This is a genomic window from Mesorhizobium sp. WSM4828 (assembly GCF_055811175.1).
Genome location: NZ_JBVVQK010000005.1, coordinates 148778 through 175345, shown reverse-complemented (window position 1 = coordinate 175345; position 26568 = coordinate 148778). Strand labels below are relative to the sequence as shown.

Below are 26568 nucleotides of genomic sequence, written 5' to 3'. Positions count from 1 at the left end.
AATTAGTGATCCACATTTGTGTCGGTAGGCGTTATATCTGGACACGCCGTCTCATTGGTGGAACACATGGATCTACTTGCCCTTGCTGATTTCAATCTGGTCGCTCGCCATGGGGGCTTCGGTAAGGCCGCGCGCGCTGCCGGGCGCCCGAAGGCCACCTTGTCCCGACGCGTGGCGGAGCTGGAGGCGAGTCTCGACTTACGGCTGTTTGAGCGCGGCGCGCGCGCGTTGAAGCTGACGGAAGAAGGACGTGCGCTTTTCGAGCGCGCGGGCCGGCTGCTGTCCGAGCTCGAAGAGACCGCGGCGGCGATCGCCTCGGGCGGCGAAAGGCCGCGAGGCAGGTTGCGGATCAGCGCCCCAGTGCTGTTCTCACAGACCGCGATGGGGAAGATCGCTGCCGGCTTCGCCCTGAAATACCCGGAGGTAAGGCTCGAGGTCACGACGGAAGACCGCGCCGTCGACATGATCGAAGAGGGATTTGATCTGGTGATCCGGGTAAATCCGGATCCGGATGAGAGCCTCGTCGGGCGAGCCTTTCTGCGTGACCGACTGGTGGTCGTGGCAAGTCCTCACCTCGCACGGCCGGCGGAGGGTCTGGCGACCCCGGCCGTCATGCGGTCGACAGCCGATCGAAAGGCTTGGGCGGTGAAGACGCCCGCTGGCCGGTCAACAATCGCGATCGAGCCCGTCCTTGTGCTGTCGTCACTCATCATGGTCCGGGATGCGGTGCGAGCGGGCGTCGGCGCGGCACGCCTGCCGGTGTCGCTGGTGAGCCATGATCTGGCGGACGGAACGCTGGTACATTGGGGGGATCTCGATCGACCCGACATCGCCTTGTGGACACTCTATCCCTCTCGGCGGCTGCTGAGCGCGCGCGTCTCCGCATTCATCGACCATCTGAAGCAGGCCTTTCCGATGGGAACGCCTGACGAGCTGGCCGCCTATATCGGCAAATGACGCCGGGAAGCTGGTTAACCCAGCTGAGGCCTCACTCCAGGGTTGGGGGATCGAGCGGTCATTGGTCGTGCAAGCCTTTGCCACCGCAAATCTCAAACGCGCGTTTTTTGCTTTCGGCGCATGCCAGCGCCTTTTCCTTAAAATCGATCGCCCTATTTCGCCTCGACAGGTGGGCGGCTGCTTGCTGGACGAGTCCTTGGGGCGAGTACGGCACGTGCTTCGAGGTACCCCACATGAACTTCCACGATCGGCACCTACTGCGATTGCGGGTGAACGGAGAGGATCACAGCCTTTCCGATCTCGATCCCCGCGTCACGCTGCTCGACCTGCTGCGCGAGCGGCTTCATCTGACCGGAACGAAAAAGGGATGTAATTTCGGCGAGTGCGGCGCCTGCACGGTGCATCTCGACGGGCGGCGTGTGAATGCCTGCATGATACTTGCCGTCTCCGCCGACGGACGCGAGGTCACGACGATCGAAGGCCTGGCAAACGGCGATGCGCTTCATCCCGTGCAGCAGGCGTTCATCGATCATGATGGTTTCCAGTGCGGATTCTGCACGCCCGGCCAGGTAATGTCGGCGGCGGCGCTGATCGAGGAGGGACATACCGGCTCCGATGCCGAGATCCGCGAATGGATGAGCGGCAATCTGTGCCGCTGCTCGGCCTATCCGCAGATCGTCGAGGCAGTGCGCGCAGCGGCCGGGAGGGCAAGCCAATGACCCCATTCGTCTATGCGCGCGCCGATAGCCTGGGCGACACGATCGCGGCCGGTGCCGCGCCCGACAGCGTCTTTCTCGCCGGCGGCACCGAATTGCTCAACTGGCTGCGCCTTGGAATTGCCGAGCCGACGCGGATCATCGATATCTCCCGCCTCGACGGGCTGGACCGGATCGAGGCACTGCCCGGCGGCGGCTTGACGATCGGCGCGCTGACGCATCTCAACGATGTCGCGCAGCATGCGCTGGTCGTGCGCGATTATCCGGTGCTGAACCAGGCGATCCTCAACGCGGCGTCGCCGCAACTGAGAAACCTCGCAACGATAGGCGGCAATCTGCTGCAGAAGACGCGCTGTGCCTATTTCCGCGCCGAAGAGCAGTTGCCGTGCAACAAACGTCGGCTCGGCTCCGGTTGCTCGGCATTGCATGGCATCAACGACAACCACGCGATATTCGGCTGGACCGAGGATTGCGTCGCCACCCAGCCATCCGACCCGGCGGTGGCGCTGGCTGCACTTGATGCGGTCGTCGTCACCGCGCACCGCAGCGGTGGCCGGCGCATTCCGGCAGCCGAATTCCACCTGCTTCCCGACACGCGGCCCGAGGCGGATAATGTGTTGCAGCAAGGCGAACTGATCACGGCAATCGAGCTGCCGGCACCGGCGCCGCGATCGGCTTACCTCAAGGTGCGCGAGCGCGAATCCTACGAATACGCCATCGTCTCCGCCGCCGCGATGCTGGAGATGGACGGGCAAACCATCGGTCGGGCTGCCGTGGCGCTAGGGTCGGTCGCGCAGCGGCCGTGGCGGCTGAGCGCCGCCGAGGAGCGGCTCGCCGGTGCCGAAATCGGCGATCGCGAGGCGTTGAGTGCCGCCATCGAGCAATCCTTCGCCGAAGCGCATCCCTTGTCGCAGAACGCCTACAAGATCGAACTGGCCAAGACCGCCGCTTTGCGGGCGATCGAAAGAGCAGCGAGGATGCCGTCATGATGATCAGCCAGCCTGTTGCCCGCCCTGACGGCAGCGTCAAGGTTACCGGCCGCGCCCGCTATGCGGCCGACTATTTTGCCGCCGATCTGCTCCATGCAGTGCTGGTGACCGCGCCCGTTCCCGCCGGCCGCGTGACGTCGATCGTCGTCGACGATGCGCTCGCCGAGGAAGGCGTCGTGCGTGTGCTCACGCATGAAGACATGCCCAAATTCGGCCGGTTCGCATCGCCGAGGGCCGAGCCCGATACGCAGATGCAGCAGGCCGAAGGCCCGCCGGCGGGGCAGAGCTTCATGCCAATGCAGGGCAACGAGATACGTCACGAGGGCCAGCCGCTTGCCATTGTGCTGGGCGAGACGCTGGAGGCGGCGGAAGCCGGCGCCCGCCGCGTCGCATTGCGCTACGAGTTCGCCGAACCGGAATTGCCGGCACCGCCGGAGTGGACGGCCATCGACAAGGCTGCGGTCGTGCCGAGGGAGAGCGGCTTCCGGTTCCTGGAGCCGACGTTTACGAAGGGCAACGTCGATCGCGGGCTTAGCAACGCAGCCGCCATGGTCGAAGCCGTCTACCTGCAGCCGTCGCGCCACCACAACGCCATGGAGCCCTCGGCGACGCTCGCCGAGTGGAACGACGGAGAGCTGACGCTGCACGACGCCACGCAGCACGTCTATGGTGTCCGCCAGGTGCTTGCCGCTCGCATGAATGTCCCGGCCGAGAAGGTCCGCGTGATTGCCCGCCATACCGGCGGCGGCTTCGGCGGCAAGGGGTGGATCTGGCCGCATCAGGTGCTGGCCGCCGCCGCGGCGCTCATCATGCAGCGCCCGGTCAGGCTGGCGCTTAGCCGCGCCAACGCCTATTCCTGCCTCGGCTACCAGCCGCGCATGGCACAGAAGATCGTGCTGGCGGCGGACAGGTCGGGCAAGCTGACCGCCGTGCAACAGGACGTGGTCAACCTGACCACCGTGAGCGACGATTTCGTCGAGTTCGCCACCGAAGCCTCGAAGGGTCTCTACGCCACGCCGGCCATGCGTCTCAGCCAGCGCGTCGAGCGCGCAAACGTCGCCATGCCGACGGCGCTGCGCGCGCCGGTCGAGGGTCCCGGCACCTGGGCGCTCGAAAGCGCGATGGACGAGCTCGCCCACCGCCTCGGCATCGATCCGCTCGACCTGCGTCTGATCAACCATGCGGACACGGATCCAGCCACCGGCCAGCCCTGGTCGTCGAAGAAGCTGCGCGAGGCCTATCAGGAAGGGGCCCGCCTGTTCGGCTGGCGCGAGCGCCCGCGCAAGCCGCAACGCGACGGCGATTGGCTGATCGGCTACGGCATGGCGACCTGTACCATGGGCTGTTTCCGCCACCCGACGCCCGCGGCCGAGGTCAGGCTGCACAGGGACGGCACGGTGCTCATCCGCACCGGCACCCAGGACATCGGAACCGGAACACTCACCGTCTTTCCGCAGATCGCGGCCGACGTGCTGGGCCTGCCGATGGAGAAGATCGAGTTGGAAATGGGCGATACAGAACTGCCGGAGGCGGGACCGACCTATGGCTCGTCATCGACCATGGGGGTGGGCGCGGCGGTGCTTGCCGCCGCCGAAGATGCGCGTTCGCAGCTTGCCCGTCTTGCCAATCTGCTGCCCGACGAGGTCGAGATGCAAGACGGCCATATTCGCCGCAGAGGCGCTGCCGGCGGTCAGACGATCGCCGATGTTATGAGCCATACCGACATCGGCGAGATTATCGGCTACGGCTCGTTCGATCCGGCGCTGCATGGCAAAGGCTTCGCCATGCGCACTTTCGGCGCGATCTTCATGGAGGTCGGTGTCGATCCGGGGCTCGGCCTGCTCAGGCTTCGTCGCGCCGTCGGCAGCTACAGCGCCGGCCGCATCGTCAATCCCCGCACCGCCCGCAGCCAGATGACGGGCGGCATCATCTGGGGCTGGGGCATGGCGGCGATGGAGCAGAGCAGGCACGAACCGGTGCTTGGGCGGTTCCTGTCGAAGAACCTTTCCGGGGTCGCCATTCCGGTCAACGCCGATATTCCCGGCAATATCATAATCCACTTCGTCGACGAGGTGGACGAGCATGCCAGCCCGATCGGCGGCAAAGGCATCGGCGAGCTCGGCGCCACCGGCGTTGCCGCTGCGGTTGCCAACGCCGTCTTCGACGCCACAGGCAAGCGGATCCGGGAGTTGCCGATCACGCCGGAAAAACTGCTGTAGAAGAACCGGCCCGCGGAAGCGTCTGCTCGACGAGGTTGACGTAATAGCGCATCACCGTCGGCACGATCTCGTCGTTGAAGACGTAGCGGTCGCCGTGCAGGCCTTCGCCCGGGCCGACCTCGCCGGCACCGATCCACACATAGCAGCCGCTCGCCTCACGGATCATGAAAGCGAAATCCTCGCAGCCGAGACTGGGGCTGAACTCGGTCAAGACATTCTCCCGGCCGACGACGGAGGCGGCGGCCTCGACGGCGCGGGCCGTCGCGTCCGGGGTGTTGATCAGCGGCGGGTAGCCCTTCCGGTAGTCGAGCCTGGCGTTGAGCGAATGCGCGGCGGCAATGCCTTGTGCGATCTCACCGATCAGCCGCTCGCAGTGATCGGAAAGCCGGGGCTCGAAGAAGCGGCAGGTGCCTTGCAGCCAGACCTTGCCCGGAACGATGTTGCCGACATTGCCGCCATGGATCTGCGTGATGCTGACGACAAGCGCGCTTTGCGGGTCGACCGAGCGGCTGACGATCCGTTGGACGGCTTGCACGAAGGCGCCGGCGGCCAGGATCGGATCGTCGCCGAGCTGCGGCATCGCGGCATGCGCGCCAAGCCCCTCGAAGGTCAGCTCGAAATTATCGACCGCCGCCATTTGCGCGCCAGCACGGGCCGCGATCGTCCCCCGCCTGACGCCCGGCCAGTTGTGGACCGCATAGACCGCCTCGACCGGAAAGCGCTTGAACAGGCCGTCCTCGATCATGCGCATGCTGCCACCCTCGTTCTCCTCGGCCGGCTGGAAGATGAAGGTGACGGTGCCGTCGAAGGTGCGCGACTCGCTGAGCAGTTTGGCGGCGCCGAGCAGCATGGCGGCGTGGCCGTCATGGCCGCAGGCGTGCATCACGCCCTCTCGCCTCGAAGCATAGGCCAGGCCGGTTTTCTCCAGCACCGGAAGCGCGTCGAGCTCGGCACGCAGGCCGATGGCGCGTGCGCCGCCACCGCTGCGCAGGACACCGACGATCCCGGTGCCGCCGATCCCTTCATGCACCTCGTCGACGCCGAAGGAGCGCAGTTTCTCTGCAACGAAACGCGCCGTTTCGTATTCATTGAATCCGAGCTCCGGATTGGCATGGATATGGTGCCGCCAGCCTATGACCTCTGGTGTGAGCGCGGCGATGGGGTCATTATGCAGCATGATGCCTCCTTTCACGCCGGCAAAGGCGGCGCGGTTTGATCCTGCCAGCCATAGAAGGCCGGACGAGAAGCGTCTTGAACCGGATTGACCATGGCAAGGACAAACGAAGCGGCAGAGACCGGGAAATACTGGCGCCATCCGTGCTTCCCCGACCTTGGCCTGTTTAAGGCGCGCTTCACCCGGCACCGCTACGAACTGCACACGCACCCGACCTATGTGATCGCCCTGATCACCTCCGGCTGCGAGCGCATTCGCATCGGCCGCCAAAGCGTTCTCGCTCCGGCAGGCGCCATTGCCGTCGTTAATCCAGAGGAGTGGCATGACGGCGAACGCGGCGCGGACGAAGGCTGGGCCTACCGGACGTTTTATCCTTCGGTGCCGCTGATGACCGCCCTTGCCCGCGAACTCGGCCGCGACGGCGCTCCGGTGTTTTCGCGCGCGACGGTCGAAGACAGCAGTCTCGCCGCGGCATTGATGGCAGCACACCAGGGCTCGACATCCCCGGACACAATGACGGCCGAGACGTCCCTGCTCGTGGCGCTGCGACGGCTGATCATTCGGCATGGCGATTGGAACGGGCGCCCCGAGGAGCTCGAAAGCTCCGGATCGCAGCGGAGGTTTTCGCTCTATCGCGACCTCGTCGAAAGCGAGCTTGGCTCGCAGCTCGACCTCGAGCGGCTTGCCGGTGCGGCTGGCGTGACCCGGTTCCAGGTCATCCGCGACTTCAACAAGGCGATCGGCCTGACGCCGGCGGCCTATATCCGGGACCGGCGATTGCGCCGGGCGAGCGCGCTGATCGAACGGGGATCTGGCCTCGCCGACGCCGCTATCGCGGCAGGTTTCGCCGACCAGAGCCATCTTTCCCGTACGTTCCGGGCCATGCATGGCATGACGCCAGGTATGTTCAGAAGAGCGGGATAAGGCGTTCCTGAACAGACAAGCTTGCGCGCCAATGCTTGCTGCGCAATGCTGACGTAGTTCGGGGGGGAATCATGCGAAAAATCTTGGCATCGACGCTGCTGCTCGCGGCAGTTCTATCCGCAACGGCTGCCCAGGCGCTGGATGCCAGCGGGACGCCGGTTGTCGTGACCCCGCTTGCCTCTCGCACCGAGACCGCGTCCGGCCAGCCGATTACGCTGCCCCAGAAGAACGTGCAGGTCCTGGTCTCGGCCTATCAGATCGCGCCGGGCGCAACCTTGCCGGTCCACAAGCATCCGTTTCCGCGCTATGCCTATGTCGAGGCCGGCACGCTTCAGGTCACCAACGTCGAGACCGGCAAGAGCAACACCTATCAAACAGGTGATTTCATCATCGAGATGATCGGACAATGGCATCAGGCGACCAATGTCGGCGCCGATCCGGTCAAGCTGCTGGTCATCGACCAGGTCGAAGAAGGCACCAAGAACACGGTGTTGCGCCAGTAGCTGCCACGTCTGAAATCGGCGTCCGTGGCGGATCCAGCACAGCGCGTAACAGACGTCAGAACGCGAACCCCTCCGGCAAATTGTGATTCCAATAGCCTTCCTCGACAAGTTCACTTATGCGCCAGCCCTCGGACGTGCGTACGACGCGGTCGCGATACCAGAGCCCCTGGAAGAAGACCTGCCTTTTGCCTTCGCCGAGGTCGACCACCATCGGGCATGAACAATGGACGCGCGCGCTGGCCTCATCCGCTCGGAGATCCAGAAGGATTGTCGAAATGGCGTGCTGCGAGATCAATATCTTCGAAAGGGCGCCTTTCATGTAAGCAACATGCTCATCCACACTGCTCCTGATTCCACCTGTTACAGTGTCGTCAAGCACGGCATCGGGCGTGAATATTTTCCGATAGGCTTCCCAGTCGCGATCGTCCACAGCGTAGCAATAGCGAACAAGCAGCTGTTCGATCTCGAGCCGATCCGAAACCTCCTGCAATGAAAGGGTCATGTCCTGTCTCCGCGGTTGGCGGCACTAATGCCGCATGCGCCAAGCCTGCCCGACATTTCGATCAAATATTCACGTTGCCGATGCTCCGGGCAACCTCGCCGCGCGACTGGGCAGGCGCAAACCCGAATACTCATTTGGCCTCCGCCTTTACCCGGTCGGCAGCGGCGGCCAGCACGGCACGATCCCCCTCTTCGTACAAGCGGCGGATGGAGATTACCTTGACGCGCCAGCCTTCCGGCGTCCGCACCAGCCGGTGGAGATAGCTGCCGCCGACCGTCCAGAACCGGCCGTCGATCCAGTGGGCGGCGCGGACATGGCTGCGTGCAACCGCGTCATTGGCCGCGCCTTCGACGGTGGTGTTGGTGATGAGGTGCTGGGTGGCGTCGAAGCCCGGCAGCAGTCCTTGCCACTGCGCGATCAGCGCGTCGCGGCCGCTGGTCGCGGCTTCGCCGCCGAAGAGGCTGGTATAGTCGGTCGTGACACGGGCCGCGAGATAGGATCTGACCCGGTTCCACTCACGCAGATCGGCATAGAGGCCGATCCCGCCCACTGCCTCGGCGATCGCGATCCTGTCTTCGACCGTCAGCGCATCTCCCGATGCGCTCGACGTGGGCGCCGAGACGGCGGAAACCGTCGCAGCGGAAACCGCTGAGACCAGGATATGCCGGCGAGTGACGAAGCTCATTGTCCCGCCTCCCCCGCACTGCCCAGTGTCGCGCGGAAGTGCGCGGCGACGGCGTCGCTTGCGGCCTTCACCGGAGCGGCACGATCGTAGAAATCGAACTGGGTGACGTTGTCGAGCCACAACTCCTGTTTGGGACTGGTCAGCCGCGCGTAAAACTTGTGCGCACCCTGCGGAATGGCGGCAGCCTCGCTATGCACCATCAGAAAGGGTTGACGCAGCCGCGGGGCAGCCTGGATGGCGTCGAACCTCAGCCAGCCGCGCCAAAAGGCCGGATCGGCCTCGTTGCGCCAGGCCGGGATCATGCCGCGATCGAGTTCGGTGTAATAAGGCACCTTGAACATGATTGCGCGCTCATCGGTCAGGCTGGCGGCCGGCAGGAACGCCTGTCTGCCGGTGCGGCGATACGCGGCCTCGGCCGCGTCGCCTGTGGCCTCAAGCCTGGCGACGCCGTCCACGCCGCCATAGGTCTGCTCGACCACTTCGGCATCCTGCAACCAGGGCGCAACGAGGGCGACCGACTTGATCGCGGTATCTTCGGCGGCGGCAGTGACCATGTAGCCGGAGCTGGCGCAAATGCCGAGCCCGCCGATGTGCTCCTTGTCGGCCTCGGGCCGGCTCGCGAGACAGGCGACCGCCGCTTCGATGTCGGCGGTCTTGGCATTAGGATCCTCGTACTGGCGGCGTATGCCGCCGCTTTCGCCCCACCCACGAAAGTCGAAGGTCACGGCGACGAAGCCACGATCGGCCATCTCGCGGGCGTAGCGGGCCGGCATCTGTTCCTTCACCGTCATCCAGGCGCCTGTGACAACCAGCGCGGGTCGAGGTTTCGCCGCGTCCAGATCCTCCGGCAGATAGAGCTCGCCGACGAGCTGCTCACCATGCGAGGAGAATGTGACGCGCTCGACGCGCGGCGCGGCGACGGCATTGGAGGCGGCGAGCGCGGCGGTGGTTGCTACGGCAAGGGTCAGGGTTTTAAGCATCGCAAGTCTCCTTTGGCTTGGAGTGAGAAGCGCGGCGCGTTGCGAGAAAGACCGCCGTCTCAGCGCTCGCCAGCCAGTCGGCCGGGCAGTGGCTTCAGCGGGTAATGTGCCCAGTAGAAGGCGTCCGACTGGTACATGTCGGTCAAAAAATTCTGTGCCTCGGCGATCTTGCCGTCCTTGATGCGGAACATCAGCGCGTAGAACTGGTCAATCTCGGGACCTGAGCCGACATTCGACCAGCCGCGATGGACGTCGACGACGAGGTTGCCCTGCGCCTGGAAGAAGATCGGTTCGGCCTTGAATTTGCCCTCGGCCAGGCCGCGGAAAAAGGCGACCACCTCGTCCGGCCCGCGCTTGTCGCCGGCGAGCGGATGATGGCCGGGAATGCGCCACACGATGTCGGGCGCGAGGAAGGACCGCACGGCCTCGGGATTGCCGGTCGCGTAAGCTGCGTAATAGTCCTTGATGAGCTGGATATTGCTGTCCTCCAGCGGCCCGGCGTCCGCCGGGGCGGCAGACACCGCCAGAAGAGCGCCGGTGGCGAGTAAAGCGAGCCTGGTCATCGGTCCTGTCTCCTTGCCCCGTTCGGGTCCTCGCAATAGCGAGATCCGTTCGTCGGACCCAACATGACGCCTTTTGTTCACCGGAAAAACCAGTAGAGTTCGACAGGGCTATTTGGAAAAACCTTACAATGCGCCTCGACCAGTTCAGCGGCATCGTCGCCTTCGTCAAAGTTGCGGAGGCCAAAAGCTTCACCCGCGCCGCGGCCGAGCTCGGCGTCGCTCCGGCCTCGTTGAGCGAGGCGGTCAAGGGGCTCGAGGAGCGTCTGGGGGTGCGGCTGCTCAACCGCACGACCCGCAGCGTTGGCTTGACCGAAGCCGGTGCCCAATACCTCGATCATGTGCGCCCGGCAGCCGAGGATATCCGGGCGGCTGGTGCGGCACTGCGCGAAGCTCGCGACCGTCCCGCCGGCACGCTGCGCCTCAGCCTGCCCTGGATCGCCGCCCCGCTGCTGATCGAACCACTGATGCGGCCGTTCATGGATGCTTATCCCGAAGTGCGGCTTAGTCTGATTTTCGACGACAGCTTCGTCGACATCGCCGCCGAGGGCTTCGACGCCGGCCTGCGCATCGGCGAGCTTCTCGAGAAAGATATGATTGCCGTGCGCCTGGGCGGGCCACTGCAGATGGTCGTGGTGGGCAGCCCCGACTATCTGGCGCGCAACGGCACACCGAAGCGGCCGGCCGACCTCGCCGCACATCGCTGCATCGCATTCGCCCTCACCCGGACCCGCACGATTTCGCCCTGGGAGTTCACCGTGGATGGACGCGAAGTCGCATTCACGCCGGACGCATGTCTGGTCGTGAACACGCTTCCACTGTGCATCACCGCCGCCGCGCAGGGGCTTGGCCTCGCCTTCGTGGTCGAGGGCCTCGCCGCGCCGCTTCTCGCGTCAGGCGCGCTGGTCAAGGTGCTGGAGCCTTTCTGTCCAGCTTACGAACCGCTTCATCTCTACTATCCCAGCCGCCGCCTGGTACCGCCGAAGCTGCGGACCTTCATCGACTTCGTGCGCGCGAATTCGCACAAGCTGCGGATCTGATGTGGCTTTCGAGAACCCAGCCCCGTTCAGCCCCAGGCACCGACCATCTGCCTGGTGGTTGCGTTGACCCGGTTGAATGCGTTGATCAGGGCAATCTGGACGACCAGGGCGGCAAGCGCCTTTTCATCGTAGTGCCGGGCTGCCTCGTCCCAGACCGCGTCCGGCACCGGATCCGGGCGGTCGGCCAACCGGGTTGCCGCCTCGGTCAGCGCCAGCGCGGCGCGCTCGGCATCCGTGAAGTAAGGTGTTTCCCGCCAGGCGGACACGGTGAAGACGCGCTCGTCCTTTTCGCCGGCCTTCTTCAATTCGCGCGCATGCATATCGACGCAGAGGCTGCATCCGTTGATCTGGCTGGCGCGCAAATGGACGAGCTTGCGCGTCACATAAGACAGGTCAGCCGTTTCCGTCGACTTGTCCAGCGCCAGCAGCGCCTGCAGGGCACCGGGAATGAGCATCACCGGGTTTTTCAATCGAGCTTGCATGATGGTCTCCTTAGGCGTGTTTTTGCAGGCCGCACATTTCAGCTGTCGGTCGGCGGCGCTGTTAATCAATCAATAACTCGCCAGTTATGAGTCGTCATATAGCTGAATGGTTATGGATGTGTCAAGCGGCAAAATCGGAGGGCCGCCGGCGGCCCTGTCGCGTGTTGAGCCAACAGTTCCGGCTTTCATCGCACCATGCCCGATGCTACCGCTGGCCAGCTGAAATCATCGACGGATCGCCCATGACCGAGACCGAACGCCCTCGCCTGCCACTGATCGAGATCTGCGTCGAAGGCATAGACGGCCTGCTGGCCGCGCAAGCCGCCGGTGCCGACCGTGTCGAGCTCTGTGCCAGCCTGATCGAAGGCGGCATCACACCGAGCTTCGGCACGGTGCGCACGGCACTCGAGCTGGCGACGATCCCGTTCCACGTGATTGTGCGACCGCGCGGCGGCGATTTTCTCTATAGCGAAGCCGAATATCGTTCGATGCTCGCCGATGTCGGCGCACTTGCCGAGCTCGGCGTCGCCGGTGTCGTTATCGGCTGCCTCGCTGCCGACGGCACGATCGACGAACAGCGCATGAGCGAATTGGTTAAGGCTGCGGGAAGCTTGAACGTCGCCTGCCACCGCGCCTTCGACATGACCCGCGACCCGACAGAGGCGCTGGAGACGCTGATCCGCTGCAAGGTCGGCCGCGTGCTGACCAGCGGCCAGCGCGACACGGCACTGGAAGGCGCGGACCTGCTCGCCGATCTTGTCAGGCAGGCCGGCGACCGCATCATCATCCTCGGCTGCGGCGGGCTTGATCCTGAGAACATCGGCAAGGTGCGGAGGAAAACCGGGTTGAGCGAAATGCACTTCGCCGCGCTCAAGGACGTGCCGAGCGCCATGCGTTACCGCAACCCGAAAGTCGGCATGGGCGGCACCGACCTCGACCGCGAATACCGCAACTCCGTGACCGACGAGGCGATGGTGGCGGCGACCATCGCCGCTGCCCGGACATGATGCTGGAAGATCGAACAAAAAGAATGATCGAAACGCATTTGCCGATCGAACGGGTCTCGCCGCAGGATGAGCCCGCCATCCTTGCGCTCAACAACGAGCATGCGGCGGAATTGTCGTGGCTCGAACCAGAGCGCCTGTCCTTCCTGCTCGGCGAAGCGTTTTACACGCGCCGCATCGGTGCGCTCGAAGCCTTCATCCTGACCTTCGACCAGGATGCGAGCTACGACAGCCCGAACTTTCTGTGGTTTCGCGAGCGCTACCCGCGGTTCGTCTATGTCGATCGCGTCGTGGTCGCCGCCGCAGCGCGCGGGCGCGGCCATGCCCGCCGGCTCTACGAGGATTTGTTCGACCAGGCGTCACGCGCGGGCCAGGCGATCGTCACCTGCGAGGTCAATGCCGAGCCACCCAATCCGGCTTCAGACGCCTTCCATGCCGCACTCGGCTTTGTGGAAGTGGGCGACGCGGTAATCCACGGCGGCAAGAAGGCGGTACGGTATTATGCAAGGCGGATCGCCGGCTAAACTGCGGGCGCTGTTCGCCCTACCAATTGCGGTTCAGCCAGGAGCGGGCCGGCTTTTCGATGATGTAGTAGCTGCACAGCGCGCAAGCGAACACCGCCGCCAGCATCAGCCACGGCGAACTGCCTTTTATGTCGACGAATTGATAAAAGGGCTGCTGCCAAAGATAGAGCGAATACGACCACAGCCCCAGCATCGTAATCGGCCAGGAGGATAGAAACCCGGTCAGGTACCGGCTGCTGAAGTCGAGCGAGTTGACGGCGAACGCCAGCAGCGGCACCGCGACCAGATAGTGGATGGGGGTTGGCACGGCAGCCATGAAAAGGAGCACAGCCACGACCGAGGCCGCCAGGGCGACATGCGGCCCCTTGAGCAGCGCCGGCAGCCTGTCGTCGGCCTTGAGCAGGCATATCACCGCCGACAGCAGGATCGAGGCGATGTGCACGTCGGTGCGCCAATAGGTGCCCTCGTAGCCTATTGCGAGCGCCCAGTAGGAGATGGCGCCGTTTGCCATGGCCAGCACCGACAATGCGCCCAGCAACACGATGACCCGGGACCGCCCCGAGACGACGACGCTGATCAGCGCCAGGATGATATAGGCATGCTCTTCGACGCAGAGCGACCAGATATGGTCGAGCGCGCCGGCGCGGGTGACGAGAATTCCGGCATAGTTGTAGGTGAACGTCAACGCCGTCAGCGCCGCCTTCCACTTGAAGGCGATGAACGTGCCGGACAGGGCAACCATCGCGGCAACGACAAAAACCAGCAGTGCCGGATAGATGCGGGAGAACCGGCGCTTGAAGAACTTCTTCAGCGGATAGTGTTCGACAAACAGGATCTCGGCCATCAGCCGGCCGCTGAGCACGAAGAAGAATTCGACGCCCAGGACGCCGAGATTGATGCCGGGAACGGGGAAGAAATGGCCGATCAGCACCAGCGCGATCGATAGGCCGCGCCAGCCGTCGAGATAGGCAAGCCTGGTTCTTGCCGAGCTGTCGGCGACAGGCCTGGACACGACAAGACGCGTCGCGGAAATATCCGTCATGCCGGTCCCTTCATTGAACCTGCGAAAGGCGGGCTGGAGGCCGCATTCCTCCAGCTATATTGCAGTGCACCAGAACTTTGTGCAAGTGCGAGATAACGACACGTCCGAAGTACGGGGACGGACAGAAGCGTCGTCGAGCCCCTTCCCAAAACCAACGGTCGGTAGTCTCAGGCGTTGGCGGCAGGCGCTGCGCGCCATGGCCAGCTGATTGCCAAATAGTACATTGCCATCCTGGCTGGCTAACGCAGAATGTACTCACGATTTCCGCGGCGCCGCGCGGCAGGCCTGCTCTTCCGCCATCCAATGCCTTGCCCGTTTGTCCAAATCGGCCGAATGTGCCGCGGACAGATCCACTGAACAGAGACAGTGCATGACCGGCTTCGTCCTCCCCCTGCCCGCAACCCCGTCGGTGGCCGTGGCCGGCTCGCCGGAGCGTTTTGCGGTGCGCCGGATTTTCTGCGTCGGCCGCAACTACGCCGCCCATGCCCGCGAGCTCGGCAATGACGAGCGCGACCCTCCCTTCTTCTTCACCAAACCGGGCGACGCAGTGGTCGATGCGGCAGTCGGTTCGGGCACGACGATCCCCTACCCGCCGCTGACCCAAAACCTGCATCACGAAATCGAGCTGGTCGTCGCGATCGGCAGAGCCGGCTTTCGCATCCCGCGCGAGCGCGCGCTGGACCATGTCTGGGGCTACGGCGTCGGCGTCGACCTGACCCGCCGCGACCTTCAGGACGAGGCGAAAACGGCGGCAAGGCCGTGGGACTGGTCGAAAGCCTTCGACCGTTCCGCGCCCTGCGGCCTGCTGGTCCCGGCGCAAAAATCCGGTCATCCCGACAAGGGCCGCATCTGGCTCGCGGTCAACGGCGAAATCAGGCAGGACGGCGATCTCGCCGAACTGATCTGGCCGGTTCCCGACATCGTCTCGATTTGCAGCGAGGCGGTAGAACTCCGGCCGGGCGACCTGATCTTCACCGGAACACCGGCTGGCGTCGGCGCCGTTGGGCCGGGCGAAAAGATCACCGGTGGCGTCGACGGCATCGGCGAAATCGAACTGACCATCGGCCAACCGATCCGATGAGCGACATCGTCCTCCATAACTACTACCGCTCCTCGACCTCTTACCGGGTGCGGATCGCGCTGGAGATGAAGGGCCTGGCCTACGAGTACGTGCCGCATCATTTGCGCCATGGCGAACATCGGGAGCCCGCCTACCTCGCGGTCAATCCGCAAGGGCTGGTGCCGGCGCTGGTCTTCAGCGATGGCACGCTGCTGACGCAATCGCTGGCGATCATCGAATATCTCGACGAGACCACGCCCGAGCCGCCGCTGCTGCCCAAGGATGCGCCTGGCCGCGCCCGCGTCAGAATGCTGGCGCAGATGATCGCCTGCGACATCCATCCGGTGAACAATCTGCGCGTGCTAACCTCGCTTCGTACACTGTTCGGCGCCAGCGATCAGGATGTCGTCAACTGGTTCCGGCACTGGGTCAACGAAGGCTTCCAGCCGCTTGAAAAGATTCTGGCTTCCTCGCCCGAGACCAAGACATTCTGCCATGGCGACACGCCTGGGCTGGCCGACATCTGCCTGATCGCACAGGTCACCAGCAATGCCCGCTTCGGCGTCGACATGACGCCCTACCCGACGATCTCGCGCATCAATGCCGCCTGCATGGCGCTGCCGGCGTTCCAGAAGGCCGCGCCGGAGAACCAGATCGATGCCGAATAGAGAAGCCAAAGATCCAGATGAAGCGAAAACGCTCGCCGACATCGAAGAATATGGCTGCCACATTCTGTATGTGCTGGAAGAAGGCGAGCATCCGCCTTTCAGCTACTCGGTGGGGATAGAGCACAATTTCAATGCTCCTGAACTGGTCGTTGTCGGGCTGAAGCCAGAGCTTTCCCAGTCTGTCATCAACCAATACTGCAGACGGGTGTGCAACGGCGAGATTTTCCGCATCGGGCAGCGATCGTCTGGTTTCATAGGCGGCTTCGACTGTCAGTTCGGCTCGGTCCATGTGGAGCACTACCCTGAACATTTCGGTTGGGATATCTGGTTCTACGACGGCCTGGGCTTCCGGGTTATGCAGCTTATCTATCCTACGACCGAAGGCATCTGGCCGTGGGATACTGAAGCGAGCGAGTGGTTTCGAAAGCGGCAACCGCTTCTCGACACGCCGCCGGCATCAAGCTAACTCCGAACAGCCGCCTGACGAATGCGCCGTTATTGAATTGAAACTTGTGAAAGCCTTGTCATGAAAGCCGTCGTTTTCGAAAAATTCGGCGAAACGCCGACGATCCAGACCGTGCCGGATCCGACGCCTTCACCGGAAGGCGTCGTCATCAAGGTCGAGGCGAGTGGCCTCTGCCGCAGCGACTGGCATGGCTGGATGGGCCACGACGACGGTATCCGCCTGCCGCATGTGCCGGGCCACGAACTGGCCGGCGTCGTGGTATCCGCAGGCAGCCGGGTGACCCGCTGGAAGGGCGGCGAGCGCGTTACCGTGCCGTTTGCCGTCGGCTGCGGCCGCTGCTTCGAATGCACGTCGGGCAACCACCAGGTCTGCGAACATCAGTTCCAGCCCGGCTTCAGCGCTTGGGGCTCGTTCGCCGAATATGTCGCCATCGACCATGCCGACACCAATCTCGTGCGCTTGCCCGACGAGATGGAATTCGCCACCGCCGCCAGCCTCGGCTGCCGCTTCGTCACCTCGTTCCGCGCCATCGTCGATCAAGGCCGGGTGACCCCCGGCGAATGGGTTGCCGTGCATGGCTGCGGCGGCGTCGGCCTGTCGGCGATCATGATCGCCAGCGCCATGGGCGCCAATGTCGTCGCCATCGACCTCACCGACGAGAAGCTGGACTTCGCCAAAAAGATCGGCGCGGTGGCGACGATCAATGCGGCAAAGACGCCGAACGTGGTCAAGGCGGTCAAGCAGATCACCAATGGCGGCGCGCATATGTCGATGGACGCGCTCGGCCACCCCAGTACCTCGTTCAACTCGATCGCAAACCTGCGCCGGCGCGGCCGCCACGTGCAGGTCGGCCTGATGCTCGGCGACCATGCCAGGCCGCAGATTCCGATGGACAAGGTGATCGCCTTCGAGCTCGAAATCCGCGGCAGCCACGGCATGCAGGCGTTTCGTTACCAGGCTATGATGGAGATGATCCGCACCGGCAAGCTCAAACCCGAACTCCTGGTCGGCAAGAAGATCAGCCTCGAGGAAGCGCCGGCCGCATTGATGGCGATGGGCGGCTTCGAAGGCATCGGCATCGGCGTGGTGACCAGATTCTAGATCACGCCCCGAGTCTGGATCAGCAAAACGACGCACAGACCTCCCGCACGCAGGCTCGCAGCCAGCGCTGTGCCGGATCGGCATCAAGCCGCGGATGCCACAGCATCGAAATGGTGACCTCCTCGATATCGACTGGCAACGGGAAGCTGTACATGCCTGCGCGCGCGCCCAGCGTGTGCCGTTCGGGGACGCTGGCGATCAGATCGGAGGCGCGCGCCATGGCGAGCGTGGCCGAGAAGCTGGAAACCATGCATACAATCGTCCGCTGGAGACCCAGCAGTTTCAAAGCCTCGTCGATCGGGCCCTTTTCGCGGCCACGCCGCGAAACGCTGATGTGGCGGCCGGCCGCATAGCGTTCCGGCGTCACAAGGCCCTCGCTCAGTCTATGGCCCGTTCGCACCGCACCGATGAAGCGGTCGCGAAACAGCGCCTGAATGCGCATTTCAGGGCTCGTTTCACTGGCAACCCCGATTTCGAGATCAACCGCCGCGTCACGCAACGACATGTCGTTCTTGTCGGATTTCGGCGCAAAACGCAGCCGCACGCCGGGCGCGTCCGCTTCGATGCGGGCGACAAGACGCGGTGCGAACTCCTCGACGAAACTTTCGTTGGCGCGCAGCGTGAAGACCTTGTCGAGAGCAGAGAGGTCGAGAAGCCTGGCAGGACGCAGCAGCGCCTCCGCGTCCTGAACGACGCGGCCTACCTGTTGCTGCAATTCCAGTGCGCGGGGTGTCGCAACCAGGCCACGGCCGGCCCGGACCAGCAATGGGTCGCCTGTCGCCTGGCGCAACCGCGCCAGCGTCCGGCTCATCGCCGAGGGACTGAGGCGCAGCCGCCCGGCCGCGCGCGCCACACTGCCCTCGCTCAGCAGCACATCGAGGGCGACAAGCAGATTGAGATCGGGCGACGACATGGAAGAACCGTAGCACAGCTCGGCCGCGATGTGGCGTTTCATGCACGAATAAGATGCAAACGCTGCGCCTTCCGCCACATCATGCGAGGGAATAGCGTCCGGCAGCTCCGATTTGGGGCTTGCCGGCAAAGGAGTTCACCGTGGCATCGACCGCTGAAAAGACCTGGGACGAAGTTGCCCCGGTGAGCGCCCGCTCGACCCGATGGGCATTGGCAAGCCTGTCGCTTTCAACGCTGCTGTCGTCGCTCGCCACCAGCATCGCCAGCGTTGGGCTGCCATCGCTGATGCAGGCGTTCGGCTCATCGTTCCAGCTCGTCCAATGGGTCGTCCTGGCCTATCTGCTCGCCATCACCACCTTGATTGTCAGCGCCGGGCGGCTCGCCGATATATTCGGCCGCCGCCCGCTGTTGCTCGGCGGCATTGCCGTGTTCACCTTTGCATCCGTGCTTTGCGGGCTCGCGCCGACGCTCTGGCTGCTGATCGCCGCACGGGCGGCACAGGGGCTCGGCGCGGCCGTCATGATGGCTCTGACGCTGGCCTTTGTCGCGGACACGGTTCCCCGGGGAAAAACCGGCAGCGCCATGGGCCTGCTCGGCGCCATGTCGGCGATCGGCACTACGCTTGGTCCCTCGCTTGGCGGACTGCTGATCGCCGGCCTCGGCTGGCGAGCGATCTTCCTCATCAATCTGCCGTTGGGAGCGCTGGCCTTCGCGCTCGCCTGGCGCGTCCTGCCGGCCGGAAAAAAGACATCGGAACCGGATCGGCGCGGTTTCGACGGGATCGGCACGGCTTTGCTCGCGCTGACGCTCGCCGCCTATGCGCTCGCCATGACCCTTGGGCGCGGCAGTTTTGGTTCTCTCAATGTCGGCTTGCTGATTGCCGCCGCCGTGGGTGGCCTGCTGTTCGTCATTGCGCAGACGAGGGCTGAGAACCCTTTGATCCAACCTGCGAGGTTCCGCGACCAGGCGTTAAACGCAGGCCTCGTCATGAGCCTGATCGTCGCCACCGTGATGATGGCGACGCTGGTGGTCGCGCCATTCTATCTGTCGCGCGCGCTTGGGCTGGACGCAGCCATGGTCGGGCTGGTTCTGTCGACCGGCCCTCTGGTTACCGCACTGGCGGCGCTGCCGGCCGGACGGCTGGTCGATCGTTTCGGGGCGCACCGGATGATGATCATTGGCCTGCTCGATCTCGCCATTGGTACTATTGCTCTGTCGCGGGCGGAATTCGGCATTGCCGGTTATGTCGTACCAATCATCGTCGTCTGCACCGGCTACAGCCTGTTTCAGACCTCCAACAATTCGGCCGTGATGACCGGTGTGGCATCCGACCAGCGCGGCGTCGTCTCCGGCCTGCTCAATCTGTCGCGCAATCTCGGCCTGATCACCGGTGCGTCGGTGATGGGCGCGGTGTTTGCGTTCGCATCGGCTGGCGGAAGCGAAGGCACCGGTCAGCAGATATTGGCATCTGCGGCAGCCGCACGCGGGATGCAGGTCACTTTCCAGGTCGCGACGGCCCTGGTCGTGGCGGCGCTGATCCTTGCGATATTTTCAGCCCGCACCACTGCCGGGCGAACAGATATCGTTGCCAAGCATCCTTGAGGATTCCACCCGGTTCGCATGCAACTCCGGCAGCTGGCGCACCTATCTCGCATATCTCTTGGCACCGACGACGCAAAGCACGACAGCGGCGGTGACGGCGACCATGGCGGGACTGACCTGCTCATGCAGCAGCGCTGCCGCCAGCCCCAGGCCGAAGAAGGGCTGCAGTAATTGCAACTGCCCGACCGCGGCGATGCCGCCTTGCGCCAGGCCGCGATACCAGAACACGAAACCGATCAGCATGCTGAACAGCGAAACATAGGCCAGGCCAATCCAGGCGCCCGTGCCGGCACTTTCGAGCGACGGCGGCATGGTGATGAACGTCAGCGCCAGCATGACCGGCAGCGACAGCACCAGCGCCCACGAGATCACCTGCCAACCGCCGAGCTTGCGCGACAGCGCCGCTCCTTCGGCATAGCCCAATCCGCACACGATAATGGCGGCCAGCATCAAGATGTCGCCGAGCGGCGAGACCGACAGGCCTTGCGTGACCGCAAAACCGGCGACAAGGGCGCTGCCGAGGCACGAGAACAGCCAGAACGCCGGCTTCGGGCGATCACCGCCTCGAACCACGCCGAAGATCGCGGTCGCCAACGGCAACAGGCCGACGAAAATGATCGAGTGAGCCGAATTGATGTGTTTGAGCGCCAGCGCCGTCAGCAGGGGAAAGCCGACCACGACGCCAAGCGCCACGATCGCCAGCGGGAACAGATCTCGCCGCTCCGGGCGCTTCTGGCGAAAGAGAAGCAGCAGCGCCAGGCCGAGGATGCCCGCCGAAGCCGCACGGGCGACCGTTACGAACACCGGATCGAAATCCATCACCGCCACGCGCGTCGCCGGAAGCGAACCGCTGAAGATCAGCACGCCTATGAACCCGTTGACCCAGCCACTCGCCGCCCAGCCACTCGCCGCCCGGCCACTTGCCGCCTTGTCCATCGATGCCCCGCTCGTTTTCGCCCTCTATCGGGCCGGGCGTATGGCTCCGCCAGAGACAATCGGTTACAGTTTGACAAAACCGTCATGGTAGGGCGAGCAGTACGGATGGACGAGCAGACGACAACAGATGAGGGCAGCCGGACGCTTGTCGAAAGCGTCATGGCGACGATCAGGCACAGGATCGCCGCGCGCAGCCTGACACCGGGAATGCGGCTGCCTTCGATCCGGGCTTTCGCCAAGGCCATGCAGGTTTCCAAATCCACCGTGGTCGAAGCCTATGAGCGTCTAGCGGCGGAAGGCATGATCCGCTCGCGGCCGGGCTCTGGTTTCTATGCCGCCGGACCGTTGGCTCCGCTGTCGCTGGCCGAGATCGGCCCCAGGCTTGACCGTGCTGTCGACCCACTCTGGGTCTCGCGCCAATCGCTGGAAGCCGGCGATGGCGTCCTGAAACCGGGTTGCGGCTGGTTGCCGGCGTCATGGATGCCCGAGGCTGGATTGCGCCGGGCATTGCGGACGGTGGCCCGCGCCGACGATGCCGCGCTGACCGATTACGGCACGCCGCTCGGCTTGCCGGCGCTACGCCACCTGCTGGCACGGCACATGGCCGAGCACGGCATCGAAGCCTCTCCGGACCAGATCATGCTGACGGAGTCGGGAACCCAGGCGATCGACCTGCTGTGCCGGTTCCTGCTCGAACCGGGTGACACGGTATTGGTCGACGATCCCTGCTATTTCAACTTCCATGCCCTGTTGCGCGCCCATCGGGCCAAGGTGATCAGCGTCCCCTACACGCGCTCGGGTCCGGACATCGAGTTGTTCGCGCAGGCACTGAACGAACATCGGCCGCGCCTCTACATCACCAATTCGGCGCTCCACAATCCGACCGGCGCCATATTGTCCCCGGTCGTTGCCCATCGGGTGCTGAAGCTCGCCGACCAGTCGGGGCTGACGATCATCGAGGACGATATCTTCGCCGATTTCGAACACACGCCGGCGCCCAGGCTGGCTGCCTTCGACGGCCTCAGCCGGGTCATCCATATCGGAAGCTTTTCCAAGACGCTGTCGGCATCGGTGCGCTGCGGCTTCATCGCAGCTCCTCGCGACTGGATAGAAGGATTGACCGATCTCAAGATCGCCACGTCGTTTGGCAGCGGTCGGCTTACATCCGAACTGGTGCTGACGCTGCTGAAGGACGGCCTCTATCGCAAGCACGTCGATCTGCTGCGCGCGCGGCTCTCGCGCGCCATGGAAGAAACCAGCACCCGCCTCAGGGCAATCGGCATCGTGCCATGGATAGATCAGCCGGCCGGCATGTTCTTATGGTGCAGGCTGCCGGAGGGGATAGATGCCGCGGATGTCGCCCGCCATGCCCTGTCGGCCAATGTCGTGCTTGCACCCGGCAATGCGTTCAGCCTGTCCCGGTCAGCCAGTCGTTACATGCGCTTCAACGTCGCCCAATCAGGAGACGACCGGATTTTCAGGGCGCTTGAAGACGCAATGTCGCATTGATTGCGCCGCCGCGCACCCGAGGCTGAACTCTCAGGTGCCGGCTCGCTTGCGGCGCGCATAAAGCATGACGAGCGTCTCGGCGGTCAGCGCCGGCCTCTGCTCGCCTTCGATCTCGACCGTATTGGCGGCCTTCATCAGATACTGCCCCGGACCTTTGTCTTCCATCGACAACAGCGTGGTGCGCAGCCTGATTCGCGAGCCGACCCTGACCGGCGCCACGAAACGCACTTTGTCGAAACCGTAGTTGAAGGCGGCCTGCGTGTTTTCGGGCACGATCCCCATCTCGAGCGCCAGCGCGCCGATGATCGACAGGGTCAGATAGCCATGCGCGATCGTGGTGCGGAACGGGCTTTGCCGCTTCGCCCGCTCGGGATCGACATGGATCCATTGATGATCGCCAGTGCATTCGGCAAACTGGTCGATGCGGTGCTGATCGACCAGCGTCCAGTCCGAGACGCCCAACTCCTGCCCGGCCATCGCCCTGAGTTGCTCGAAGGTCGGCGGCGTCCTCGGCCGTATCTGCGTCATTCCTGCTTTCCCGATCGCTTGCCTGTTCCGGACCACGACGGGCCGCCCCTGTCAATTCGCCAGTGCGATTCCAGCGCATATTCTTCGGCCGCGAACCGCCGGTCTTCGCCGCCGGCAAGCGTGCTGCTGGGGAACAGCTTATTTCTTGTCGTGGCCGGCGCGGATCTCCTCCATCGCCTCCTTGATGCGGCTGCGCAGGATTTCGATCGATTCGGTGCCGGACGCCCTCGCCAGTTCGGCAATCTCGACGGCATTCTTCAGCGCGGTCTCGAAGGATTTCCTGGCGAACGCCGCCTGCTTCTGCATCATTTCCTGCGGATTGCCGGGCGCCCTGTAGTTTTGTGCCATGTCGGTGATTTCGCGCAGCGTGTCCTGCAGCATCTCGCGTTGCCTGGACAACAGCGCCGACGCTCCGGCGGCACTCGCCCGGGCCGACTTCTCCAGCGCTTCCAAGTTTTTGCGGTTGTGAGCGAGGATCGCCTCGACGTCGACATTCGGCAGCTTCAGGTCGCGGCCGAACTTGCCGAACATGTCGATGAAGGAGTCGGACTCCGGTCGTTTTGCCATGCTGGTTCTCTCCCCCTGTTGCCGTGAACGCCGTCACTGCACGGAAGATAGTGCAGCGAAGCTCAGCGGTCCATTCGGACGAGTCAGCCGACGAGAAACAGCCGTTCGGCGGTGTAGAGCACGAGCCCGGCAAGGCCACCGATGATCATGCCGTTGAAGCGAATATATTGCAGGTCCTTGCCGATGTTCATTTCGATCAGCCTTGTCAGTTGCGCGAGGTCCCAGCGCTTGACCTGATCGGCGATGAACTTGGACACGCCGCTCTTCTGGCTTTCGACGAAGGACGCCAGCGCCACGATGAACCCCTGGTTCATGTCGGCCCTGATCTGCGCGTCGTCGGCAAGATGGCGGCCGACCTCGACGAACATGGTGGCGAGATGGTCGCGGATCATCGAATTCGGCGCCTTGGCGTCCTGCTCGATGAACAGCCGCAGGCTGTCCCACATATCGCCGGCCAGCGCGCTGAGCTCCGGCCGGGCAAGGAAATCGCGTTTCAGCTTTTCGGCGCGCCTGGCATATTGTTTGGATGTCCTCAACCGCTCGACGAAGGTTTCGACGAAAAGATCGAATTCGGCGCGCATCGGGTGGTGCGGATCGGCCCGCACTTCATCGAGCAGCGAGCCGGCCGACGCAACGATCTTCTTCAACAGATAGGCGTCGGCGCGAAACAGGTTGAACAGCGACGGCAGTTCCTCGCGGATCTTCTCGCGCATCGTCGCCAGCGCCTGCTCGTCGCTCAAAAAGCGGCCGACCACCTTGGTGAACTCGTCGAATAATTTCTGGTGGCGGCGATCGTCGGTGAGCGTCGACAGCAGCTCGGCTGCAAGCGGCGCCAGCGGCACTTTTTCGATCTGCTCCAGCATACGGCTGGTGACGAAGCCGCGCAGTCCGGATTGCTCGACCGCCGCCAGCGTCTGCGGCACCAGCCGGCCGACGAAGCGCGACAAATCGGCGGCGCGGTTCGGGTCGGCCAGCCAGTCCGCGACCAGCGCGGAAAAGTCGACCTCGGCGAGCTTTTCGCGCACCGGTTCCGGCGCCAGGAAATTCACCTCGATGAAGCGGCCGAGATTGTCCGCGATGCGATTCTGGTTTTCCGGGATGATCGCCGTATGCGGGATCGGCAGGCCAAGCGGCCGCCGAAACAGCGCCACCACCGCATACCAGTCGGCCAGCCCGCCGATCGTCGCCGCCTCGGCGAAAGCGGCGACGAAGCCCAGCCACGCATGCCGGCTCTCGAGCGATTTCGCCACCGCAAAGACCAGCACGCAAAACGCAAGTGCTGCGGCGGCGGCGAACTTGGTGCGCCTGAGCGCCGAAAGCTTGGCGTCGGCATCGGCGTCGAACCGGACGGACGCGACGGATGCAAATGCCGGGGCTGGTCGTGACATGATGGGCCGCTCCTGATCGTGTATGCGAACTTATCTAGTGTCGCCTGCCCCAGAAAGCGCGCCGCTGGTTCCGGCGCGCGCAATCGTGCACGCAAACTTGACGCCGGAATTCACCTATTATGCAGCGCCAGTCTGGAATTGTTCCAAACTATAGGCCATATTGACGCCAACCACTGTTATGTGAGGACACAATGCGGCTTACCCGTCAGACCAACTACGCCATGCGCATTCTGATGTATTGCGCCGCCAACACCGAGCGGTTGAGCCGCATCCCCGAGATCGCCGCCGCCTATTCGGTATCTGAACTTTTCCTGTTCAAGATCCTGCAGCCGCTGGTCGAAAACGGCCTGATCGAAACGGTGCGCGGCAGGAATGGCGGCGTCAGGCTCGGCCGCGCGGCCGAATCAATCAGCCTGTTCGACGTCGTGCGCGTGACGGAGGAAAGCTTTGCCATGGCCGAGTGCTTCGAGAACGACGCCGCCGAATGCCCGCTGGTCGACAGCTGCGCGTTGAATTCGGCATTGCGCGAAGCGCTCAACGCCTTCTTCGCCGTGCTGTCTCGCTACACGATCGCCGATCTGGTGGCGGCGCGCCCGAACGTGAGGCACCTGCTCGGCATCGACATGCTGGTGCAAAGGGCGCCGGCCGCCTGATTTCTCTGATTGCCTACGCTGCCGATTGCGGCAATACGAATGGCATGTTTGCGGCCGGCAACACGCTAACCTTCAGCCGGCAATCGAAGACCTTTTCGATCAGCTCGTCGCTGAGCACCTGTTGCGGCGAGCCTGTAGCGGCGAGCTTGCCGCGATGCATGACGAAAATCCGGTCGGCATACATCGCCGTCAAATTGAGGTCGTGCAGGATGGCGACCACACCGCCGCCGCGTCCGGCGAAATCACGCGCGATGTCCATGATGATCAATTGGTGTTTGATGTCGAGGCTGGACACCGGCTCGTCGAGGAACAGATAGCGCGGCTTGCCGTCGAGCACCGGCGCCCACACCTGGCACAAAACACGGGCAAGCTGCACGCGCTGCTGTTCGCCGCCGGACAGCTCCTGGTAGAAGCGGCCGGCAAAACCGTCGAGGTCAACGCGAGCCAGCGCCCGTTCGGGCAGGCGCTGATCCTCGCCGGGCAGCACGCCGGAGCGCCCGCCGACCAGGCCAAGCCTGACGATCTCGCGCACCGTGAATGGAAACGACAGCGTCGTCGCCTGCGGCAGCACGGCGCGCACCGTCGCCGCCTCGACCGGCTTCATCGCGGACAGATTGCGGCCGTTGACGGTGACCTCTCCCGAATAGCCAAGATCGCCGGACAGTGCTCTGAGGAAGGTCGTCTTGCCCGAACCGTTGGGGCCGACGATGGCCGCGATTTCGCCAGGCCGCGCCTCGAAATCCACATTGGCGACAATGCGCTTACCGCCGATCGCCACCGAAACATCCCGTGCTTCGATCATCACGCCCTCCTAGAGCATGATCCCGAAAAGTTGCAGACTTTTCGGATAAGATCATGCACAAAAAACAAAGACTTA

Annotated in this window: 29 protein-coding genes; 16 read left to right on the top strand and 13 right to left on the bottom strand. The window is 64.0% G+C overall.

What is annotated here, in order from left to right; genetic code table 11:
• Positions 1–66 precede the first annotated feature (66 nt).
• From AC0L2X_RS08520 to AC0L2X_RS08505, 4 genes are all read left to right on the top strand, one after another.
• A complete protein-coding gene (locus tag AC0L2X_RS08520) occupies positions 67–957 on the top strand; it encodes a LysR family transcriptional regulator (protein WP_473556571.1) in 891 nt (296 codons plus the stop codon).
• 233 nt (positions 958–1190) lie between these two features.
• Positions 1191–1676: a (2Fe-2S)-binding protein gene (locus AC0L2X_RS08515; RefSeq protein ID WP_473556574.1), complete on the top strand. Its 486-nt coding sequence runs from the start codon at positions 1191–1193 to the stop codon at positions 1674–1676.
• On the top strand, positions 1673–2662 hold the full coding sequence (locus tag AC0L2X_RS08510) for an FAD binding domain-containing protein (RefSeq protein ID WP_473556577.1): 990 nt from the start codon (positions 1673–1675) through the stop codon (positions 2660–2662). The genes AC0L2X_RS08515 and AC0L2X_RS08510 overlap by 4 nt, the downstream gene beginning before the upstream one ends.
• On the top strand, positions 2659–4881 hold the full coding sequence (locus AC0L2X_RS08505) for a xanthine dehydrogenase family protein molybdopterin-binding subunit (protein ID WP_473556579.1): 2223 nt from the start codon (positions 2659–2661) through the stop codon (positions 4879–4881). The genes AC0L2X_RS08510 and AC0L2X_RS08505 overlap by 4 nt, the downstream gene beginning before the upstream one ends.
• Here AC0L2X_RS08505 and AC0L2X_RS08500 read toward each other — a convergent pair.
• The gene (locus AC0L2X_RS08500; RefSeq protein WP_473556581.1) at positions 4859–6058 is read right to left on the bottom strand and encodes an amidohydrolase; all 1200 of its coding nucleotides are present in this window, start codon (positions 6056–6058) and stop codon (positions 4859–4861) included. The genes AC0L2X_RS08505 and AC0L2X_RS08500 overlap by 23 nt on opposite strands.
• A gap of 90 nt (positions 6059–6148) precedes the next feature.
• Here AC0L2X_RS08500 and AC0L2X_RS08495 point away from each other — a divergent pair, with 90 nt between their 5' ends.
• Both AC0L2X_RS08495 and AC0L2X_RS08490 read left to right on the top strand, forming a co-directional pair.
• Positions 6149–6979, top strand: coding sequence for an AraC family transcriptional regulator (locus tag AC0L2X_RS08495; RefSeq protein ID WP_473556583.1), 831 nt, complete (start codon positions 6149–6151; stop codon positions 6977–6979).
• 71 nt (positions 6980–7050) lie between these two features.
• Positions 7051–7482 (top strand): cupin domain-containing protein, encoded by a 432-nt coding sequence (locus tag AC0L2X_RS08490; protein WP_352454539.1) that lies wholly within the window; start codon positions 7051–7053, stop codon positions 7480–7482.
• Positions 7483–7537: 55 nt separating this feature from the next.
• On the opposite strand, the gene AC0L2X_RS08485 is transcribed toward AC0L2X_RS08490, so the two are convergent.
• The 4 genes from AC0L2X_RS08485 to AC0L2X_RS08470 form a co-directional block, all read right to left on the bottom strand.
• Positions 7538–7984: a nuclear transport factor 2 family protein gene (locus tag AC0L2X_RS08485; protein ID WP_473556585.1), complete on the bottom strand. Its 447-nt coding sequence runs from the start codon at positions 7982–7984 to the stop codon at positions 7538–7540.
• A gap of 130 nt (positions 7985–8114) precedes the next feature.
• Complete coding sequence (locus tag AC0L2X_RS08480; RefSeq protein WP_473556587.1) at positions 8115–8669, bottom strand: nuclear transport factor 2 family protein; 555 nt, start codon at positions 8667–8669, stop codon at positions 8115–8117.
• Complete coding sequence (locus AC0L2X_RS08475; RefSeq protein WP_473556589.1) at positions 8666–9649, bottom strand: alpha/beta hydrolase; 984 nt, start codon at positions 9647–9649, stop codon at positions 8666–8668. Before AC0L2X_RS08475 ends, AC0L2X_RS08480 begins: the two co-directional genes overlap by 4 nt.
• Before the next feature lie 59 nt (positions 9650–9708).
• Positions 9709–10212: a nuclear transport factor 2 family protein gene (locus AC0L2X_RS08470; RefSeq protein WP_473556591.1), complete on the bottom strand. Its 504-nt coding sequence runs from the start codon at positions 10210–10212 to the stop codon at positions 9709–9711.
• A gap of 128 nt (positions 10213–10340) precedes the next feature.
• Here AC0L2X_RS08470 and AC0L2X_RS08465 point away from each other — a divergent pair, with 128 nt between their 5' ends.
• Positions 10341–11249 (top strand): LysR family transcriptional regulator, encoded by a 909-nt coding sequence (locus AC0L2X_RS08465; protein ID WP_473556593.1) that lies wholly within the window; start codon positions 10341–10343, stop codon positions 11247–11249.
• 26 nt (positions 11250–11275) lie between these two features.
• On the opposite strand, the gene AC0L2X_RS08460 is transcribed toward AC0L2X_RS08465, so the two are convergent.
• The gene (locus tag AC0L2X_RS08460; protein WP_352490641.1) at positions 11276–11731 is read right to left on the bottom strand and encodes a carboxymuconolactone decarboxylase family protein; all 456 of its coding nucleotides are present in this window, start codon (positions 11729–11731) and stop codon (positions 11276–11278) included.
• A gap of 242 nt (positions 11732–11973) precedes the next feature.
• Here AC0L2X_RS08460 and AC0L2X_RS08455 point away from each other — a divergent pair, with 242 nt between their 5' ends.
• Positions 11974–12738, top strand: a complete 765-nt coding sequence (locus AC0L2X_RS08455) for a copper homeostasis protein CutC (protein WP_473556596.1) — start codon at positions 11974–11976, stop codon at positions 12736–12738.
• Between the two features lie 23 nt (positions 12739–12761).
• A complete protein-coding gene (locus AC0L2X_RS08450; protein ID WP_473556597.1) occupies positions 12762–13259 on the top strand; it encodes a GNAT family N-acetyltransferase in 498 nt (165 codons plus the stop codon).
• A gap of 19 nt (positions 13260–13278) precedes the next feature.
• Here AC0L2X_RS08450 and AC0L2X_RS08445 read toward each other — a convergent pair whose 3' ends face one another.
• On the bottom strand, positions 13279–14301 hold the full coding sequence (locus AC0L2X_RS08445) for an acyltransferase family protein (RefSeq protein WP_473556599.1): 1023 nt from the start codon (positions 14299–14301) through the stop codon (positions 13279–13281).
• A 370-nt stretch (positions 14302–14671) separates the two neighbouring features.
• On the opposite strand from AC0L2X_RS08445, the gene AC0L2X_RS08440 reads away from it, so the two are divergent.
• Genes AC0L2X_RS08440 through AC0L2X_RS08425 form a run of 4 tightly spaced genes read left to right on the top strand, consistent with a single transcriptional unit; the run spans position 14672 to position 17596 of the window.
• Positions 14672–15382, top strand: a complete 711-nt coding sequence (locus AC0L2X_RS08440; RefSeq protein WP_473556601.1) for a fumarylacetoacetate hydrolase family protein — start codon at positions 14672–14674, stop codon at positions 15380–15382.
• Entirely contained in the window at positions 15379–16029 is a 651-nt protein-coding gene (gene maiA, locus AC0L2X_RS08435; RefSeq protein WP_473556604.1) for a maleylacetoacetate isomerase, read from the top strand. The genes AC0L2X_RS08440 and maiA overlap by 4 nt, the downstream gene beginning before the upstream one ends.
• Complete coding sequence (locus AC0L2X_RS08430) at positions 16019–16495, top strand: DUF4262 domain-containing protein (protein WP_352505803.1); 477 nt, start codon at positions 16019–16021, stop codon at positions 16493–16495. The genes maiA and AC0L2X_RS08430 overlap by 11 nt, the downstream gene beginning before the upstream one ends.
• 60 nt (positions 16496–16555) lie before the next feature.
• Positions 16556–17596 (top strand): zinc-dependent alcohol dehydrogenase family protein, encoded by a 1041-nt coding sequence (locus AC0L2X_RS08425; RefSeq protein WP_473556606.1) that lies wholly within the window; start codon positions 16556–16558, stop codon positions 17594–17596.
• Between the two features lie 19 nt (positions 17597–17615).
• Here AC0L2X_RS08425 and AC0L2X_RS08420 read toward each other — a convergent pair whose 3' ends face one another.
• Positions 17616–18509 (bottom strand): LysR family transcriptional regulator, encoded by an 894-nt coding sequence (locus tag AC0L2X_RS08420; RefSeq protein ID WP_473556809.1) that lies wholly within the window; start codon positions 18507–18509, stop codon positions 17616–17618.
• A 140-nt stretch (positions 18510–18649) separates the two neighbouring features.
• On the opposite strand from AC0L2X_RS08420, the gene AC0L2X_RS08415 reads away from it, so the two are divergent.
• The gene (locus AC0L2X_RS08415) at positions 18650–20110 is read left to right on the top strand and encodes an MFS transporter (protein WP_473556608.1); all 1461 of its coding nucleotides are present in this window, start codon (positions 18650–18652) and stop codon (positions 20108–20110) included.
• 42 nt (positions 20111–20152) lie between these two features.
• Here AC0L2X_RS08415 and AC0L2X_RS08410 read toward each other — a convergent pair whose 3' ends face one another.
• Positions 20153–21046: a DMT family transporter gene (locus AC0L2X_RS08410; RefSeq protein WP_473556610.1), complete on the bottom strand. Its 894-nt coding sequence runs from the start codon at positions 21044–21046 to the stop codon at positions 20153–20155.
• A 105-nt stretch (positions 21047–21151) separates the two neighbouring features.
• Between AC0L2X_RS08410 and AC0L2X_RS08405 the strand changes: the two genes are divergently transcribed.
• The gene (locus AC0L2X_RS08405; protein WP_473556612.1) at positions 21152–22555 is read left to right on the top strand and encodes an aminotransferase-like domain-containing protein; all 1404 of its coding nucleotides are present in this window, start codon (positions 21152–21154) and stop codon (positions 22553–22555) included.
• Between the two features lie 30 nt (positions 22556–22585).
• Here the strand turns inward: AC0L2X_RS08405 and AC0L2X_RS08400 are convergent, their stop codons facing one another.
• The 3 genes from AC0L2X_RS08400 to AC0L2X_RS08390 form a co-directional block, all read right to left on the bottom strand.
• Entirely contained in the window at positions 22586–23083 is a 498-nt protein-coding gene (locus tag AC0L2X_RS08400) for a MaoC family dehydratase (protein WP_292664992.1), read from the bottom strand.
• 138 nt (positions 23084–23221) lie between these two features.
• Entirely contained in the window at positions 23222–23650 is a 429-nt protein-coding gene (locus tag AC0L2X_RS08395) for a phasin family protein (RefSeq protein ID WP_473556615.1), read from the bottom strand.
• An 83-nt stretch (positions 23651–23733) separates the two neighbouring features.
• Positions 23734–25038 (bottom strand): DUF445 domain-containing protein, encoded by a 1305-nt coding sequence (locus tag AC0L2X_RS08390; RefSeq protein WP_473556616.1) that lies wholly within the window; start codon positions 25036–25038, stop codon positions 23734–23736.
• A gap of 191 nt (positions 25039–25229) precedes the next feature.
• Between AC0L2X_RS08390 and rirA the strand changes: the two genes are divergently transcribed.
• The gene (gene rirA / locus AC0L2X_RS08385) at positions 25230–25691 is read left to right on the top strand and encodes an iron-responsive transcriptional regulator RirA (RefSeq protein WP_023676431.1); all 462 of its coding nucleotides are present in this window, start codon (positions 25230–25232) and stop codon (positions 25689–25691) included.
• Positions 25692–25704: 13 nt separating this feature from the next.
• Here the strand turns inward: rirA and AC0L2X_RS08380 are convergent, their stop codons facing one another.
• Positions 25705–26493: a heme ABC transporter ATP-binding protein gene (locus AC0L2X_RS08380; RefSeq protein WP_473556619.1), complete on the bottom strand. Its 789-nt coding sequence runs from the start codon at positions 26491–26493 to the stop codon at positions 25705–25707.
• Between the last annotated feature and the right edge of the window lie 75 nt (positions 26494–26568).